This is a genomic window from Frankia sp. R82, assembly GCF_023716925.1.
GTDB lineage: Bacteria > Actinomycetota > Actinomycetes > Frankiales > Frankiaceae > Frankia.
This window is the reverse complement of the sequence record NZ_JAMQQG010000013.1, coordinates 1-17,737: the sequence shown is the minus strand read 5'-3', so window position 1 is coordinate 17,737 and position 17,737 is coordinate 1. Positions and strand designations below refer to the sequence as shown.

The 17,737-nt window shown below is 72.2% G+C and carries 9 protein-coding genes and 1 pseudogene; 2 read left to right on the top strand and 8 right to left on the bottom strand.

The genetic code is table 11. The features are described from left to right. The first annotated feature begins 212 nt into the window (after positions 1-212). A complete protein-coding gene (locus ND747_RS04260; protein ID WP_251731949.1) occupies positions 213-2,615 on the top strand; it encodes a serine/threonine-protein kinase in 2,403 nt (800 codons plus the stop codon). 310 nt (positions 2,616-2,925) lie between these two features. On the opposite strand, the gene ND747_RS04255 is transcribed toward ND747_RS04260, so the two are convergent. Both ND747_RS04255 and ND747_RS04250 read right to left on the bottom strand, forming a co-directional pair. Next, positions 2,926-4,710: a serine/threonine-protein kinase gene (locus tag ND747_RS04255; RefSeq protein ID WP_251731948.1), complete on the bottom strand. Its 1,785-nt coding sequence runs from the start codon at positions 4,708-4,710 to the stop codon at positions 2,926-2,928. Positions 4,711-5,035: 325 nt separating this feature from the next. Next, positions 5,036-6,898 carry a protein kinase gene (locus tag ND747_RS04250; RefSeq protein ID WP_251731947.1) on the bottom strand — a complete coding sequence of 621 codons (1,863 nt, stop codon included), beginning with the start codon at positions 6,896-6,898 and terminating at the stop codon, positions 5,036-5,038. Positions 6,899-7,444: 546 nt separating this feature from the next. Here ND747_RS04250 and ppk2 point away from each other — a divergent pair. Further along, positions 7,445-8,365, top strand: a complete 921-nt coding sequence (gene ppk2, locus ND747_RS04245; protein ID WP_285899972.1) for a polyphosphate kinase 2 — start codon at positions 7,445-7,447, stop codon at positions 8,363-8,365. Positions 8,366-8,742: 377 nt separating this feature from the next. Here ppk2 and ND747_RS04240 read toward each other — a convergent pair whose 3' ends face one another. From ND747_RS04240 to ND747_RS04215, 6 genes and pseudogenes are all read right to left on the bottom strand, one after another. After that, a complete protein-coding gene (locus ND747_RS04240; protein WP_374216139.1) occupies positions 8,743-10,182 on the bottom strand; it encodes a class I SAM-dependent methyltransferase in 1,440 nt (479 codons plus the stop codon). A gap of 382 nt (positions 10,183-10,564) precedes the next feature. Further along, on the bottom strand, positions 10,565-14,098 hold the full coding sequence (gene dnaE / locus ND747_RS04235; RefSeq protein WP_251731944.1) for a DNA polymerase III subunit alpha: 3,534 nt from the start codon (positions 14,096-14,098) through the stop codon (positions 10,565-10,567). Positions 14,099-14,281: 183 nt separating this feature from the next. Continuing rightward, positions 14,282-15,955, bottom strand: a complete 1,674-nt coding sequence (locus tag ND747_RS04230; protein ID WP_374216138.1) for an aspartate aminotransferase family protein — start codon at positions 15,953-15,955, stop codon at positions 14,282-14,284. Next, entirely contained in the window at positions 15,952-16,965 is a 1,014-nt protein-coding gene (locus ND747_RS04225) for an alpha/beta fold hydrolase (RefSeq protein ID WP_251731942.1), read from the bottom strand. Before ND747_RS04225 ends, ND747_RS04230 begins: the two co-directional genes overlap by 4 nt. 144 nt (positions 16,966-17,109) lie before the next feature. Then, entirely contained in the window at positions 17,110-17,277 is a 168-nt protein-coding gene (locus ND747_RS04220; protein ID WP_251731941.1) for a hypothetical protein, read from the bottom strand. Positions 17,278-17,541: 264 nt separating this feature from the next. Further along, positions 17,542-17,737 (bottom strand): annotated as a pseudogene (locus tag ND747_RS04215) (hypothetical protein); the annotation flags it as partial.

The window sequence follows — 17,737 nt, the reverse complement described above, 5'->3', positions numbered from 1 at the left end:
CGCCGGACCGTGCGCCCAGGGACGTCCGGCATCCTGACCAGGGACCGCACCAGCGACTGTCGGGTACCGGTTCGTGCCCGCGGCACAGGGAGAAAAAGGGGCAGGTCGACTGCCGACGCCGACGCCGACGCGGGAGGGACGACGTGCGCGACGCATGGGGAGACGCCGGCGGATCGACGTGGAACTGCGCAGCGAAGTGGTGATGGCACGCAGTGGTTAGAAGGCTGGGAAGTTCCTACACCCTGCTGTCGCGGGTCGGCCGGGGCGGCATGGGTGAAGTGTGGCGCGGTCACGACGAGGCGGGCAATGTCCTGGCCTTCAAACTGCTGCTGCCGCATTTCACCGCCGACCCCGGCGTGGTTTCCCGGTTCATGCGGGAACGGGCCATCCTGATCCGGGTCCAGTCGCCGTTCGTGGTGGCCATCCACGACCTGGTCGCCGAACGCGGTGATCTGGCCATCGTGATGGAGTACGTCGAGGGTTCGGACCTGCGCCAGGAGCTGTACCGTCGGCGCACACTCCCACCCGCCGAGGCGGTCAGTCTGATCGTCGACATTCTCACCGGGCTCGCGACCGCCCACCGCCTGGGCATCGTCCATCGTGATCTCAAACCGGAGAACGTGCTGCTCGACCGCCGCGACGGGATGTCCCGGCCGAAGGTCTCCGACTTCGGCATCGCCGGTCTGTGCGCCTCGGCAACCCGTCTGACCGTGCCGGGAGGGATGCTCGGCACCCCCCTCTACATGGCGCCGGAAAGCGTCGACGGCGGAGTTGTCGGGCCCGCGGCGGACGTCTACGCCGCCGGCACCATGCTCTACGAGATGCTGTGCGGCGTCGCGCCGTTCGCCGGCCGGGAAATGCTGTCCATTCTGCGGGCCCATGCCGATCTGGCCCCGGGCCGGCCGCCGGGCATTCCCGACGAGCTGTGGACGGTGCTGGCCGCCATGCTCGCCAAGGATCCGCGGGAACGGCCCGACATCGACCGGCTGCAGGCGCTGCTGCCGGGGCTTACGGGTATGGCCGCCGGCCTCAGCCTGGACACGCCACCAGCCTCGAGTCGGATCCACTCGATTCCCGTGCCCGGGCAGACCCGGTTCCGTCCCGGGATCGCCATCCGCGTGCCCGCCCGCCCGGGCGCCTCCGGTGAGGCCGCGGCCGCGCTGCTGACCCCGTTGCCGGCGCCGATCACCGGAGCCGAGGCCGTCGGGGTGGCCGGACCGGTGGCATCGGCGGGGGCCGGGCCCGACGAACCGGTGACCACGCCGGTGCGCATCTCGGCACTGGCCCGGTCACCGGCGGGCACGGCGGCAACCGGGGGCGGCGAGGACCTGGCCGGGTCCGAGGAACCGATCACCACACCAACATCGCTGCCACCGTCGGCATCCCTGCCGTCTTCGGCGTCCCTGCCACCGTCAGGATCGCTGCCGCCGTCGACGGTGCAGCCACCGTCGACCTCGACGCCACCGTCGGCACCGCCGATTGCCCCGGCACCGTCGGTGCCGCTGTCGGTGCCGCTCTCGGTGCCGATACCCGGGGTGGACACCGCGCCCACCGAACACACCGAGCTGGTTCCGCCGCCGGCGGGTCGGACCTCCGAGCCGCGAGCGCGCTCGTCGGACGCTTCGTCGCGGCGGGGAAGCGTGAACACCGCTGCTGCCGCGGCAGGTTCGTCCGCCGGCGCGCGGCCCGATTCCGAACAGACGGTCATCGCCTCCTCGCTACCCGCCGCGGCGCGTGGCCCGGCCGTCGCCGCAGCCGCGGCTGACCCGACGGTGCGCGCCGGGTCGGGGCGCGGGACGGCCGGGCCGCGTGGGATGTCCGGGCCGGGTCGGATGTCCGGGCCGGCGGATCGACGATCATCGGCGACCGGGGGCGGCGGGCATCGGGCGCCGGCCGGCCGGTCCCGCCTGGGCTCGGGTGGCCGGTGGGTCGTGATCGCCGCGGTCGCGGCGGCCCTGGTGATCCTCGCCGCGATCGTCGCCGTCGGTGGCGGTGGTGGCGGTGGTGGTGGCGGTGGCTCACCGCGGTCTCCCGAGCCGACGTCGCAGCCCAGCGGCACGTCGTCCGGCGCCACCCCGATGGCGCCGGGGACCGGACCCGGAGGCCTACCCGCCGTGCCGGGCAGTGCTGGTGGTCAGGGCGGCACCGACGTTCCCGGCGCTGACCCGCAGGGCGGCGGGCGGCCGGCGTCCCGCGGATCCAGCACTGTTCCCGGCGGAACCGGTGGTCGACCGGGTCCGGCCGCCCCGCCACCGGCCCCGGGGGCGGCGTCCACGCCGGCCGCGCCGGAACCGACCACACCTGCGGCACCCACCCACGCCCCCTCGTCACCGACCCGCTCGCCGGATCCGGACCCCCCGTCACCGACCACGGAACCCTCGCCCGAACCCACGACGGCTCGTCCCACGGTGCGCGCCACCGGGCGCGTGACAGCCTCTCCGACGATCAGGTCGACCATCTCCGCAACGTCCGAGACGTCCGCGACGTCGTCCATCGCTCCCGGAGCAACGTCGACCTGCGACGCCGCGGCCTCGGACACGTCCTGCCCGACCCGACCCGGCTGGCTCGGACTGCTGCCCGCCGACCGCGACCACAACATGATCTTTATGGCCTGACCCTTCGCCGACCTGACGGCGCTGGGCAGTTTCTCGCGGATCAGGGCACACCCAGCGACCGCTCGACAGCGGCGTCACAGACCGTGGCCATGGTCGCTGGACGGCACCGTGTTGCCTGACGCCGTGTTGCCCGAATAGGCCAGCAGAATCGAGCACGGCAGCGAGAGCGCTGCCGTGTACCCACCTGGTGGCTTCGCAACGACAGTTCGTGGATGGCGAGGGTGATCGAAGATCCACGAGAAGCGACCTGAAGTCCGACGACGCCAGGGTCTGCCGGCGGTGCCGCCATCCGGGCCTGGCGGCGTGGACGTCAGCAGGCCGGCGGGGTACTGCCGGCCGCGCCGTTCGGGTTACCGGTGGGGCAGCTCGACGGAGAGGCACCGACCGTGGGCTCCGTGGACGGCGTCGGCCTGGTGGTGGGGGACGCGCCGGACGTCGGCCCGGTCGTGACGGATGGAGACGGACTCGAAGGGACCGACGGGCTGGGCGTCGTCGTGACCCCAGCGGTCGCCGACGGGCCGGCACCCGAGGACGCCGTCGTGCCGACCGGTGCGGACGGGCGACCGCCTGCCGGCACCGACGGGCCCCGATGCGGACCATCGCCACGGCGAGGATCGGCGCCGTCCGGGGTGAGGCCACCCCCCGGGCCCGGCGCCAGACCGCCCTGGGCCGGCGGTGGTGTCGGCTCCACCTGTGGATCGCCACCGCCACTGGCGGCAAACGCGACGACGACACCGGCCAGCAGCACGATCAGCAGCGCGACGCTGGCCAACGGCGCGGCCCGACGCCAGGGCGCCGGCAGCCAGCCGAACATCACCTCGAGACGCCCACCGCCGCCGGGCACTCCAGCGGACCCGCCCGACCGCCGACCAGCACCGTCCCCGTGCCCGCCAACCCCGTGCCCGCCGGCCGCGATGCCACCCGGGCCGATGTCGAGCCCACGCTCGCTCCCGCCGCCGTGCCCGCCAACCCCGCCAGGGCCCTGGCTGCCACCGGCCCCGCGGTCGCTTCCGTCGACGACCTGGCGCGGAGCACCGATGGCCAGCTGGGTGGCGGCGCTCAGGCGCGGATCGGTCTGGCCAGGCCGCCGTGGCACCGGCACCGTGCCGGCCGAGTGGTCGTCGTCCGGCGGCGGGGTGGGCCGCAGTGCCAGGGGGTGGGTCGGCTGGTCGGGCCGGTCGGGGTCGAGCGCCGGGGGGCGGTCGTCGGGCGAGCTCAGGGGCGGTCGGGCCTGCCACGGGGTGAGTGCCAGCGCCGCGGCGCGGTCGGCGTCCGCGGGCGTACGCACCTGCGGATCGGCGACCAGGCCACGGACCAGGTCGGCCGCGCTCGGGCGGTCCTGCGGGTGGCGCGTCAGCGCGGCCCGGACCAGCTCGACCAGCGCCTCCGGTACCCCGGCGATGTCGGGCGGTCGCTGGTCACGCATCCGGTTGAGGACATCCGCCTCCTCCGAGGCGAACGGCGGATGCCCGGTCGCCGCGTAGGTCACGCAGGCACCCCAGGCGAAGATGTCGGCGGCCGGGCCGGCCCGCTCCCCGCGCAGCTGCTCGGGGGCCATCCACGCCAGGGTGCCGATCAGAATCCCGGTGCGGGTGTGGCTGGGGGTGCCGGCGGCCCGGGCGATGCCGAAGTCGATGACCTTCGGGCCGTCCCAGGCCAGCAGGATGTTCGACGGTTTGAGGTCGCGATGCACGACACCGACGGCGTGGATGGCGATCAGTGCGTCGGCGAGCCCCACACTGAACCCGTGCAGCAGGCGTTCCTCCATCCGGCCGTGGCGCAGCACCGCGTCGGCGAGGCTGGTGCCCTCGACGTACTCGGTGGCAAGCCAGGGGGAGGAGGCATCCGGATCGGCGTCGAGCACGGCGGCGACCGCCCGCCCGTGGACCCGCCGGGCTGCCGCAACCTCACGGCGAAACCGCTCCCGGAACTCCGGGTCGCCGGCGAACCGGGCGTCGGGAACCTTCACCGCCGCCGCCCGACCCTCGGCGTTGAACCCCAGATAGACCGTTCCCATGCCGCCGGCGCCGATGCGGTTGTGGATGGTGAACGGACCGACCCGCCGCGGGTCGCCGTCGACCAGTGGCGTCAGCACGGAGCCGACCCGCCACCGGGACGGACCCATCCCGCGCCGCGCTGCCGTGGTAGCCGGCCGCCCGATGCGGACCGCCCGACCTGCGCCGAAATGGTCGCTCCTCCGATCACGTACTGATCACGTTCTGTAGGACGGCCCGACCGCCGTGACGGCATGATCCGGCAGTGCCGTCCATGCTGCCTCCAGACGTTAGCGCGTGCGTCCGACAGGTTGGGGCCAGCCGCTCGAGGTGGGTGCGTCGCCGCCCACCCAGGGCCGGCCTGCGACCATCCATGGCCATCGGCCGCCTCGTGATCACTCGGGACCATCGTTCAACCGCGGAGGGCTAGCGGCGGCTGCCGGTGGCATTCGGGTCGTTCGGCGGGATCGTGTCGAGCGCGGTGAAGGCCGTGCCGGTCCACTGGAAGCGCACGTCGGCATGCCCGGAGGGCGCGCCGGGCTGATCCTGCGGATTGAACGTGTCATAACGCAAGGTGACCCGGTGATTGGTGGGCTGTCGGGCGAGGGCGATGTGGGCGCTCGGCGCCGAGGTGTCGGTGCCGCGGTACTGGCCGTCGGCGAAGACGAAGGCGAGCTGCTGCGGGTTGCCCCCGACGGCACTGCCGGTGCCGATCACCACGTTGAGTGGACGGTCCTCCTGATAGGTGCTCAGGTCCGGCTCGAAGCCCTTGCTGCGGATGATCGACGTGACCGAGGCCTCGGACAGCACGGTGGGTGACGGCGACGGGGTTGTGGTCGGCGTCTGGCTCGGGGTGGTGGAGACGGGGACGGTTGCGGGGGTCGTCGCGCTCGGGGCGGTGGCCGGTGCGCCTGGCGCGGTCGATACCGGGCCGGTGCCCGCCGTCGCGGTGATACTGCTCGACCCGGCGCCGGACGGTTCGCCGCTGTTGTTGTGGTCGCCGCTCAGGGCCACCGCCGCCGCGATCCCGCCGCCGAGCAGCAGCACCGCCGCCAGCACCCCGACGATGATCGCACCACGCCGGTCGGACGAACCCCCGGACCGTCCGCCGCCGTCCGCCCGCCCACCGCCCTGCCCGCCGTAGCCGGCAGTGCTGCGACCGTCCGAACCGTAGCCGTCCGGACCGTAGCCGTCCGAGCGGTAGCCGTCCGAACCGTAGCCGTCCGAGCGGTAGCCGTCCGAGCGGTAGCCGTCCGAACCGTAGCCGTCCGGACCGCGGCTGGCGGCGCCGTATACAGCTGGGCCCTGGCCTGCCTGGCCGCCCTGGTCATAGCGGGTGGTGCCGGGACGAGGGACGCTGGGCGGGCGGCCGTCCCGGGAGGTGAAGGTGGCCGAGGACGGACCCTGCGGCGGAGTCGGCGGTAGCGACCAGATCTGGGCCAGCGCGGTTTCGCTCGCCTCGTCCGAGGCGGCGGCGGAGCGCAGGTTCCGACCCAGCAACCGGGCCAGCAGGTCCGCGGCGCTCGGGCGGGCCGCGGGCTCCTTTGCCAACGCGTCCCGCACGGGTCCGACCAGGCCGGCGGGCAGACCGCCCAGATCCGGCTCGGCCGTGAGGATCTGCATGCCGACGGCCTCGGCCCGCTCACCGCGAAACGGCGGTCGCCCGGCCGCCGCGAACGCCACGCACGCACCCCAGGCGAAGATGTCGGCCGCGGCGTCCGCCCGTTCGCCACGCAGCTGCTCGGGGGCCATCCAGACCAGCGTGCCGATGAGCATGCCGGTGCGGGTGTGGCTGGTGCTGTCCGACGCCCGGGCGATGCCGAAGTCGATGACCTTCGGGCCGTCCCAGGCCAGCAGGATGTTCGCGGGCTTGAGATCGCGGTGCACGACACCGGCCGCATGGATGGCCACCAGCGCGTCGGCGAGACCGATCGCGAGTCCCTGCACCAGGTGAGCGTCGAGCGGCCCGCGGGTCGCCACCGCATCGGCGAGACTGCGTCCCTCGACGTACTCGGTCGCCATCCACGGACGTTCGCCGCTGAGATCGGCGTCGAGCACGGTCGCGACGGTGCTGCCGCGGACCCGCCGGGCGGCCGCGACCTCCTGGCGAAAACGCGCCCGGAACTCCGGGTCGTTGGCAAGCCCCCCGGACGGAACCTTCACCGCGACCGGGCTGCCGTCCGCGCCGAACCCGAGGTAGACCACGCCCATCCCGCCGGCTCCGATGCGGTTCGCCAGCCGGAAGGGGCCGATCCGCTGTGGATCGTCCGACGTCAGGGGGGTCAGCACACCTGTTCCTCTCCTGTGGGCGCCCGGCGGCGGGCGGCGATGCGACGGTCGGACCCGGAGAATTGTGTCGTAGCGCCACTGATGCCCGCAGCCACGCGGGCATCAATCACAATCCGTGAATAAAATTGGCACATCTCGTGACTTTCTGGTGTGTGCCGCGAACCCGTGCGGGTTATCCCGATGGATGATCGCAGTAACCCGTCGCAGCCGCACGCTCAACCCCCTGCGGCTGGAGCGCCCTGTCGGGTTCCCGACAGGTGGTGGGGTGTCGGCGCGAGTCGTGGTGGCGGCGTCCGTGGTGGTCGAGGGCGTCCCTGGCTGTGGCCCACCGTCGCGTCACCCGGCGTTTGCCGGCCCGTCAACTGACGGTCTGACCAGGTCCGTACGGTGGGCCGGACGGCTTGCACGGACGTGCCAACGCACGAGAGGGAGGCCAGTGTGGCCGAGGTCGAACGGGTGATCCCCAAGGGTGCCGACGACCAGGTCGCCCCCCTGACGCACGGCGTCGGGGGCAACGGGCTCCGCGGCTGGCTCGGCGCCGCGGGCCTGGCCGAGCAGATCGGTGCCCAGGCGGAGCGACTCGCCGGCCTGCGTGTGCGCGACGAGGACGACGACGAGGCGACCCTGCTGCGTCCGGACGGTACGCCGGTCGACACCTGGCGGGAGAACTACCCGTACGAGGAGCGGCTGGCGCGCGCCGACTACGAGCAGGCCAAGCGACTGCTGCAGATCGAGCTGCTCAAGCTGCAGTACTGGGTCAAGGAGACCGGACAGCGCCTGCTGCTCGTCTTCGAGGGTCGCGACGCCGCCGGCAAGGGTGGGACGATCAAGCGGTTCACCGAGCATCTCAACCCCCGCGGCGCCCGGATCGTCGCCCTGGAGAAGCCCTCCCCACGAGAGCACGACTCCTGGTATTTCCAGCGTTACGTCCAGCACCTGCCGGCCGCCGGCGAGATCGTCCTGTTCGACCGCTCCTGGTACAACCGGGCCGGGGTGGAACGCGTGATGGGATTCTGTTCGCCCGGGGAGTACCGCGAGTTCCTGCGGCAGGCCCCGGAACTCGAACGGATGTGGACCCGCAGTGGCATTACCGTCATCAAACTGTGGTTCTCGGTGTCCCGTAGGGAACAGCAGACCCGGTTCATCGTCCGCCAGATCGACCCGGTCCGGCAGTGGAAACTCAGTCCGATGGACCTCGCCTCCCTCGACCGCTGGGACGACTACACCGACGCCAAAGAGGCGATGTTCTTCTACACCGACACGTCCGAAGCACCCTGGACGGTCGTGAAGAGCAACGACAAGAAGCGCGCCCGCCTCGAGGTCATGCGTCATGTCCTGCACCGTCTGGACTACACCGGCAAGGACGCCGACATTGTCGGCACCCCCGACCCGCTCATCGTCGGCCGCGCCGCCAACCTCCTGGAGACCGGCGAAAAGGCCGACCGCACCTTCCCCACCCTGCACTGATCCGCCCGAGCACCCCGCTTTCTCACCCCGCCCCGTTCCGCGTTCCCGTGCTGCGCGGGTTCTCGTATCGCCGTGCGCCCCCGGACTGTGCGGGCTTCGGACCTGCCCGCCCGACTGTGGCGTCAGTGCGGTTACTCGCCGTTACCTGACTGCTTTAGTCGCTATGCCCGCCTACGCGCTCGGGCATGTCGATCAAGGGGGTTCTTCTACAGGGTTGATCGCGCAATTTTGTCCTTTTCGTCCCGGCAGAAGGACCCATCGGCGATGATCATCCTTGTTCACCGGGCCTGCGGCCGCCTGGCGGTCAGGTGTCGGGACGTCCATTCGTCACCGAGCGTGGAGCCCGATGTGGTGGGTGGTCGCTCCAAAACGTGACGTTACGTTCTGTCGGTCGCTGGTGCTGCCGGCGGTGTCGGTGTCGATGTGGATGCCGGTGGCGATGTGGATGCCGGCGGCGCGGGCGTGGGCGCGGCGGGGGCGGGGGGGTCGTAGCGGGGGCGCAGGGGTAGGCCGGACCGGCCGTGGTCGGGGCGCACGGCGAGGGTCTGGTGGATCTGGGACTGTCCGGACTCGAAGCTCAACGCCGAGCCGGCCATGTACAGCCGCCACACCCGGGCCCGACCGGGGCCGACCAGGGCGCAGGCGGCGTCCCAGTGTTCCTCCAGCCGGCGCACCCAGGCGCGCAGGGTCAGGCCGTAGTGCTCGCGCAGGTTCTCGACATGGCGCACCTCGAACCCGGCGGCCTGGGCGAGCGTCGTCATCAGACCGATCTCGTGCAGCTCGCCGTCCGGGAAGACGTAGCGGCGCAGGAAGTCGGGGGTCGCCGGCAGCGGAACCGGGCCGAGGTGGGGCCGGCGCCGGTGGGCGCCCGCCGGATCACCGGGGACCGAGATGCCGTGGTTGAGCAGCCGCCCACCCGGGCGTAGCAGACCGTACAGGCTGGCGAAGTAGGTCGGCAGCAGGGCGCGGCCGACGTGCTCGACCATGCCGATCGAGCTGACCGCGTCGAACGGGCCGTCGGAAATCTCCCGGTAGTCCTGCAGTCGGATTTCGATGGAGTCGGCCAGGCCGGCCTCGGCGATCCGGCGGCGGGCCAGCTCCGCCTGCTCCACCGAGATCGTCACGCCCGTCCCGTGCACCCCGTGGTGGCGGGCGGCGTGCAGCAGCAGGCTGCCCCAGCCGCAGCCGACGTCAAGCAGCCGCTCGCCGGGGCGCAGGCCCAGCTTGCGGCAGATCAGCTCGAGCTTGGCGGTCTGGGCGGCATCAAGGGCGGTGTCGAGTTCGTGGTCGGGGGTCTCCCACACCGCGCAGGAGTAGACCATCGTCGGGCCGAGCACGAGCCGGTAGAAGTCGTTCGACACGTCATAGTGGTGGGAGATCGCGGCCGCGTCGCGGCGGGTGCTGTGCCGGCGCCCGCGCAGCCGGGCCTCCTCGGGCGGCAGCACCGGCGGGCGGGCACCGAGCGCGCGCACCAGGGCGAGCGCGGCCGGCGCCGTCGTCGTCACGTCCTCGCGCAGCCGTGCTGCCGCGGTGTCGATGGCCTCGCGCACGACCAGCGCCGCGAAGATGTCCCCCTCGACGTCCAGCTCACCGGCGACGAACGCCCGGGCCAGCCCCAGTTCGCCGGGACGGAACAACACCCGGCGCAGCGCCTCGGGGGAGTGCACCACGATCCGGGTCGAGGTGTCCGGGCCCAGCGTCGAGCCGTCCCACAGGCGCACCTGCACCGCCGGCTTGGCGCCGAGCAGTGCTTCGAGCAGCGTCCGGGCCGCGTCGGCGACCTGCGGCGGCCAGTCCTGGCCATGCGGCGGTTCCACGTCCCCCGGCGGTTCGGTGCCCCCCGGCAGTTCCGTGCCCCCCGGCGGCGGTTCCGTGTCCAACCGTGGCTTCCGGTCTGGCTGTCGTCCCCGGCTGGTAAGTGGGGCACCTGCCGGTTCGCGGTCGGTCGTCACACGCACCCTCCAGCTCCCGTGTTCCGTCCAGCCGGACGCGACACCGCCGGGGTCGGCTCGGCGGCACGGCGCGTGATCCGCCGGTGCGTGATCCGCTGGTCCGTGATCCGCTGGTCAGAGTCTCCCGGGACACCGTCGTTCCTGGTCATCTGGGAGAATCGTCCCCCTCATCGGCCGCGGGCACACGGTGGCAGGTGTCGCATCACAGTGGCCCCACCTATGGGAATAAGACGGCGGTGTGGCGGGGTCAGGCGACGGCGGAGGCGCCGAGGAGGGCTTTGAGGTCGCCCATGAGAGCGGGGGTTCGCTGGACCTTGTAGGCGTCGTCGAGGCGTAGGAGGGTGACCCGGGCGGGGGTCTGCAGGCGCAGGTGCACCTCGGTCGTGCCGGGGTGGGTGCCGAGGACCTCGCGCAGGCGCTCGACGGTCGGCGGGTTCACCCGGGAGGCCGCCATGGTGATCACCACCGGCGGGCTGAGGGCCTGCTCGGACAGGTCCGGCACGGTGAGCTCGGAGGCGATCAGGCGGGGTGCGTCCTCCCGTTTGTCCAGGCGGCCCCGGACGATGACGACGGCGTCCTCGGCGAGCTGGGTCGCGCAGGTCTCGTAGGTCTGCGGGAAGAACATCACCTCGAGACCGCCCTCGAGGTCCTCGATGGTGGTCAGCGCCCACAGCTTGCCCTGCTTGGTCACCTTGCGCTGCAGGCTGGAGATGATGCCGGCGATGGTGACGGTGGTGCCGTCGGCATACTCGCCGCCGGTCAGGGAGGCGATGCCGCAGTCGGCCTTCGCGGCGAGGACGTGTTCGACGTCGCGCAGGGGATGGTCCGACACGTACAGGCCGAGCATGTCGCGCTCGTGGGCGAGCTTCACGGCCTTGTCCCACTCCTGGTCGGAGAACTCCTGCACGCCGAACAGGGGAGCCGCGGCGGGATCGTCCGCGTCATCGAGGGCGAACAGGTCGAACTGGCCCTCGGCGTTCTTCTTCTTCACCCCCATCACCGCGTCGACGGCCTGCTCGTGGCGTTCGGCCAGGCCCCGGCGGGTGTGGCCGAGCGCGTCGTAGGCGCCGGCCTTGATCAGCGACTCGATGGTGCGCTTGTTGCAGACGACCGCGTCGACCTTGTCGAGGAAGTCGGGGAAGGACGTGAAACGACCCTTGGCGTTGCGGGTGCGCACGATCGACTCGACGACGTTCGCGCCGACGTTGCGGACGGCGGCGAGCCCGACCCGGATCTCGTTCGATCCGTGCGCGGTGTAGTCGGCGTTGGAGCTGTTGACGTCGGGGGCGAGCACCTTGATGCCCATGCGCCGGCACTCGTTGAGGTAGATGGCGGACTTGTCCTTGTCGTCGCGCACCGAGGTGAGCAGCGCCGCCATGTACTCGGCCGGGAAGTTCGCCTTGAGATAGGCCGTCCAGTAGGACACCAGCCCGTAGCCGGCGGTGTGCGCCTTGTTGAAGGCGTAGTCGGAGAACGGCACGAGGATGTCCCACAGCGTCTTGATCGCCGCATCCGAGTAGCCGCTTTTCTTCATGCCGCCGGAGAAGGGGACGAACTCCTTGTCGAGGATCTCCTTCTTCTTCTTGCCCATCGCCCGGCGCAGCAGGTCCGCGCCGCCGAGCGAATAGCCGGCGACCCGCTGCGCGATCGCCATGACCTGCTCCTGGTAGACGATCAGACCATAGGTCGTGTCGAGGATGTCGGCGAGCGGCTCGGACAGCTCCGGGTGGATCGGGGTGATCTCCTGCTGGCCGTTCTTGCGTAGCGCGTAGTTGATGTGCGAGTTCGCACCCATCGGCCCGGGCCGGTAGAGGGCGAGCACGGCGGAGATGTCCTCGAAGTTGTCGGGGCGCATCATCCGCAGCAAGGAGCGCATCGGCCCGCCGTCGAGCTGGAACACCCCGAGGGTGTCGCCGCGGGCGAGCAGCTCGTAGGCGGCCGGGTCGTCCAGGGTCAGGCCCAGCAGGTCGATCGTCAGGTTCCGGTTGGCCTCGACGTTGCGCACCGCGTCGTCCATGACGGTGAGGTTGCGCAGGCCCAGGAAGTCCATCTTGAGCAGGCCGAGCGTCTCGCAGGTCGGGTAGTCGAACTGCGTGATGATCGCGCCGTCGGCATCGCGGCGCCACACCGGGATGTGGTCGATGATCGGCTCGGCGGACATGATCACGCCGGCGGCGTGCACCCCGGCCTGGCGGATCAGCCCCTCGAGGCCCTTCGCGGTGTCGATCACCTTGCGCACGTCCGCGTCGGACTCGTACAGCCCGCGGATCTCACCGGCCTCGCTGTAGCGGGCGTGCTTCTCGTCGAAGATGCCACCGAGGGGAATATCCTTGCCCATGACAGCCGGCGGCATCGCCTTGGTGATCCGGTCGCCGAGGGCGTACGGATAGCCGAGCACCCGGGACGAGTCCTTGATCGCGGCCTTGGCCTTGATCGTGCCGTAGGTGACGATCTGGGCGATGCGATCCTCACCCCAGCGCTCGGTGACGTAGCGGATCACATCACCGCGCCGACGTTCGTCGAAGTCGATGTCGATGTCGGGCATGGACACGCGCTCGGGGTTGAGGAAGCGCTCGAACAGCAGCGAGTGGGGGATCGGGTCGAGGTCGGTGATGCCCAGCGCGTAGGCGACCATCGACCCGGCGGCGCTGCCTCGCCCCGGGCCGACCGGAATGCCCTGGCTCTTCGCCCACATGATGAAGTCCGCGACGACCAGGAAGTAGGCCGGGAACCCCATCTGCAGGATGATCCGGATCTCGTACTCGACCCGCTCGCGGTGTTCGTCGTCGAACCCGGACGGGAATCGGCGGTCCATCCCGGCCCAGGTCTCCTTGCGAAACCAGCTCTCCTCGGTCTCGCCGCTCGGCACCGGGAAACGCGGCATCAGGTTGCGCTTGGTGAACATGCCGGTCGGGTCGACCCGCTCGGCGATCAGCAGGGTGGTCTCGCAGCCCTCCTGCCAGATATCGGAGGAGTCGATCGCGTACATCTGCTCGGCGCTCTTGAGGTAGTAGCCCGAGCCCTCGAACTGGAACGACGGGTTCGCCACCGTGGAGGCGGTCTGCACGCACAGCAGGGCGGAGTGGGCGTCGCGCTCGGACTCGTAGGTGTAGTGCGAGTCGTTGGTGACCACGAAGCGCATGTTCAGCGTGCGGGCGATGTCGACCAGACCGTCACGGACCCGGCGCTCGATGTCGAGCCCGTGGTCCATGATCTCGCAGAAGAAGTTCTCCCGGCCGAAGATCTCCTGGTAGGTGGCGGCGGCCTCCAGCGCGGCGTCGAAATGGCCCAGGCGCAGCCGGGTCTGCACGATCCCGGACGGGCAGCCGGTGGTGGCCATCAGGCCCTCGGCGTGCTCGGCGATGATCTCCTGGTCCATTCGCGGCCACTTGATGTAGTGGCCCTCGATCGAGGCCCGCGAGTTCAGCCGGAACAGGTTCTTCAGGCCGACGGCGTTGCGTGCCCACATCGTCATGTGGGTGTAGGAACCACCACCGGAGACGTCGTCGCTCTTCTGGTGCGGCTCGCCCCAGCGCACCCGCTGCTTGAGCAGGCGCGACTGCGGGGCGACGTACGCCTCACAGCCGATGATCGGTTTGACCCCGGCGGCGGTGGCCTGCTTGTGGAAGTCGTACGCGCCGTACATGTAGCCGTGGTCGGTGATCGCGACCGCCGGCATCTGCTGGCGGGACACCTCGGAGAACATGTCCTTCAGCCGGGCCGCCCCGTCCAGCATCGAGTACTCGGTGTGGACGTGCAGGTGGACGAAGGAGTTGGACAACGTCGGATCCTTCCGCGCGCGGCATGCCGGCCAGGGCGGCCGACCGGCCCGGCACCGGGCACCAGGGGCGGGCACCGGGCGGGTGCGCCGCGGGGGATCGGCCGCATCTACGGGACTTGTCCCGGCAGCCTAGTCGGCCGCGGGTACCCCCGGACCGCACCGGGGGCCGTGTCCCACACCGAGCTACCGACCGTGCGAGCGCACGCCACGCGGTGCAGCCACCCCGGCCGCCTGGGTGATCGTCGGGACACCGGTTGCCGGGACACCGGTTGCCGGGACACCGGTTGCCGGGGCGTCGGTTGCCGGGACGTCGAGGGGCGGGACCTGGACGCGGCGGGCGGCCTCGACCGCGGCGGCGATCACGTCCACGGCCCGGTCCACCTCAGCCCGGGTGGTCGACCAGTTGCTCACCGACAGGCGCATCGCCGCCCGGCCCCGCCACACGGTGCCGGTCAGGTAGGCCTCCCCACCGGCCGTCACCGTCGCGGTGACCTCGCGGGTCAGTCGGTCGGCCACGCGCTGCGCCTCGCCGCCGGCCGTCGCCGGGCCGAGGTCTGGCGCCGCCCGGGCGTCGGCCAGGGGTTCGACGTGCAGCAGCACCTGGTTGAGCGGGACGGCCAGGCCAGAACCGGCGGACGGCGCCACCGCGTTGAGCACGCGCACCCCGGGTAGGACGGCGAGTCGACCCGCGGCGTGCTCGGCGAGGTCGCAGCAGCGGTCGACCAGCTCGCGCAGGCCGGTGCGGCCCAGCGAGCGCAACGCCGCGTAGACGGCGAAAGTCCGGGCCCGGCGGCTGAACTCCGGGGTCCAGTCGACCGGGTCGAGGGCGCCGGCGCCGTCGGACGGGAAGTAGTCGGCCGGTGCCACCATCGCCCGGCGATGTGCCGCCCGGTCGGCGACGATCGCGATTCCGCAGTCGTAGGGCACGTTGAGCCACTTGTGGCCGTCGGTCGCCCACGAGTCGGCGTCCCCGGCGCCCGCGACCAGCGCGCGCCGGCGTGCCGTGCCGGACACCGCCGCCCACAACCCGAACGCCCCGTCGACGTGGACCCAGGCGCCGTGCGCACGAGCGAGCGCGCAGATCTGCTCGAGCGGATCGGCGGCGCCGGTGTTGATCTCCCCGACCTGGGCGATGACGATCGTCGGAACCCGGCGGTCACCCGCGGTGGTGGCGGTGGCGGTCAGGGCGGCCCGCAGGGCGTCCGGCCGCATCCGGCCCCGGCCGTCGCCAGCGACGGTGATGATCCCGCGGCTGCCGAAGCCGAGCAGGCGCAGCGCGGCGTCCACGGTGGTGTGCCGGTCGGCGCCGGCGAGCACCCGCACCGGTGGGGCCCCGGCGAGACCGTCGGCGCCGACGTCCCAGCCGACGTTGGCGAGCACCCGGTGGCGGGCGGCGGCCAGCGCCGTCACGTGGGCCATCTGCGTCCCGGTGGTGAACCCGACGGAGGCCGTGGCGGGCAGCCCGAGGGCCTGCGTCACCCACCGTCCGGCGACCTGCTCGACGGCGCTGGCCGCGGGCGAGAGCGAGGCGAGGGCGGCGTTCTGGTCCCAGACGACGGCCAGCAGGTCGGCGGCGAGCGCGGCCGGCAGGGTGCCACCGACGACATAGCCGAAGAACCGTGGCGACCCGGTGGCGGTCAGGCCGTCGCCGACCGCCTCGACCAGGGCGTCGATGACCGCCACCGGGTCGTGGGGTGCCTCCGGGAGCGGTTCGTCCAGGCGGGCGAGCACGTCCGCGGCGGTGTCCGCGGGGCGCACCGGACGGCTGGCCAGGGTGGCGAGCCAGGCGTCGGCATGCCCGGCGGCGCCGCGCAGCGCCGCCCGCAGCGCCGACCCCGGCTCGGCGGACGGGTTCAGCGCTCCACCGCCTGGCTCTGTGCGGCCGGCGCGGCCGGGCGTCCCTCGTGCTCGAGCCAGTCGAGGATCGCGGCGGCGGTACGGTCCGGATCCTCGAGCATGGGGACGTGCCCGATGCCGTCGAGGATCTCCACCCGCCAGTCGGGTCGCCGCACCGCCGCCGCACGGGCCACCGCGACCGGGACCAGCCGGTCGGCGGTGCCGTGCAGCAGCAGCGTCGGTGTGGTCGTGGTGCGCAGATAGCCGGTCAACGGGGTCCGGCGGGCCATCGCGGTGACCACCGAGCGGGCCGCGGTGACGAACGCCGCGTCGGCCCCCGCGGTCAGCCCGCGTTCCTGCTGGGCACGTTCCATCATCGCGCGGGTGTCCGCCGGGATCCGGGTCGGATCGCCGCACAGCCGCACCAGGCTCTCCTCGACGAGAGCGAGCGGGGTCAGCCGGGCCCGGCGGCGGGCCAGGGCGCTGGTGCCCAGCCATGGGACGAACAGGGTGGCGAACAGTGCGAGCGTCGTCGGCGCGGGACAGGCCCCGCGGGGCAGCGGCAGGGCCGGATCGATCAGGACGAGCCCGGCGACCGTGTCCGGCGAGAGCCCCGCCTGGTGCAGACTGATCATGCCACCCATCGAGTTGCCGACCAGGACGGCCGGCCCGGTGAGCACCTCGGTGAGGAACCGGTCAAGCAGACGCTGGTTGCCCGCGACGTCGGCGCGCCGCCCGACGGCCGGGGTGCGCCCATGCCCGGCGAGATCGAGCGCCAGCACCCGGTAGGTGGGGGTCAGCAGCGGCGCCAGCCGTAGCCAGTTGTGGTACGAACCGCCGAGCCCGTGCACGCACACCAGCACGGGGCCCGCCGCCGGGCCGCCGAAGTCAACGACATACACCGGTCCGCCGAGCTGCGCCCGATAGGCCTGGTATCCGTCCTCGGCCGGTCCGGCGGCGTCCGGTCGCAGCGGCGCGTGGGCGGCGAGCAGGCCGGTGTCGGCCAGTGGCACGGGCGTGGTCCTGGTCATCCTCTGACGGTAGGACGCCCAGCGTGCACGCGCGTGCGAAGCGGGTCGTGCGGTCGGCCGCGTGGGTGGCGGCCGACCTTCACCCAACCGCGATCCGATCGGGATACGGCGCTGATCCCGCCAGGATCTGCGCCCCCGTCAGGATCACAGGGAGCGGGACGCTCCCAACCGCAGCCGCTTCGGGTTCGCAAGGGACTCGAAGGCGGTCCGGATGCTGTTGGCCTCCACCGCCACAGCTCCGTCGATGACGGGCTCCTGCGGGGTCGACCCGGGCAGACCCGCGGTCAGCGGGGAGATCTGCTGCTGCTCCACGCGCACGCTCCTTCCAGTGGTGTCGGCACCTGTCCCCAAAACGGTATCCAGGGGGCGGCCCACCCCAGGACGGGAGGTGGTTCTGGTCACACCACAGATCCGAACCGTCACCCCGCCGGGGCATTGTTCACGCAGGTCGGAAAGCTCCTGTGCAGCATGGTGCGAACGGCCGGAAACGGCCAGGCACCGCCGCCCGGACGAGTGTCCAGGCGGCGGCGCCGAAGTGGTGCGGTCAGGCGTCAGAGGTCAGGCGATGGCCGGACGTCAGGCGCCGGGTGCGGCCGGGGCCGCGGTGGTGGGGGTGCCGGCGCGACGCGGCGGACGACCGTGCGCCGTGGCGGGTCGGCCACCGATCCGGTGCCCGTCGCGGCGGGGGGGTCGGTGGTCACCCTCACCCCAGTCTCTTATAAAAAACATAACCTTCCGACCAAGCAAGGCAAGTTTAAATATAGGTGGTCGC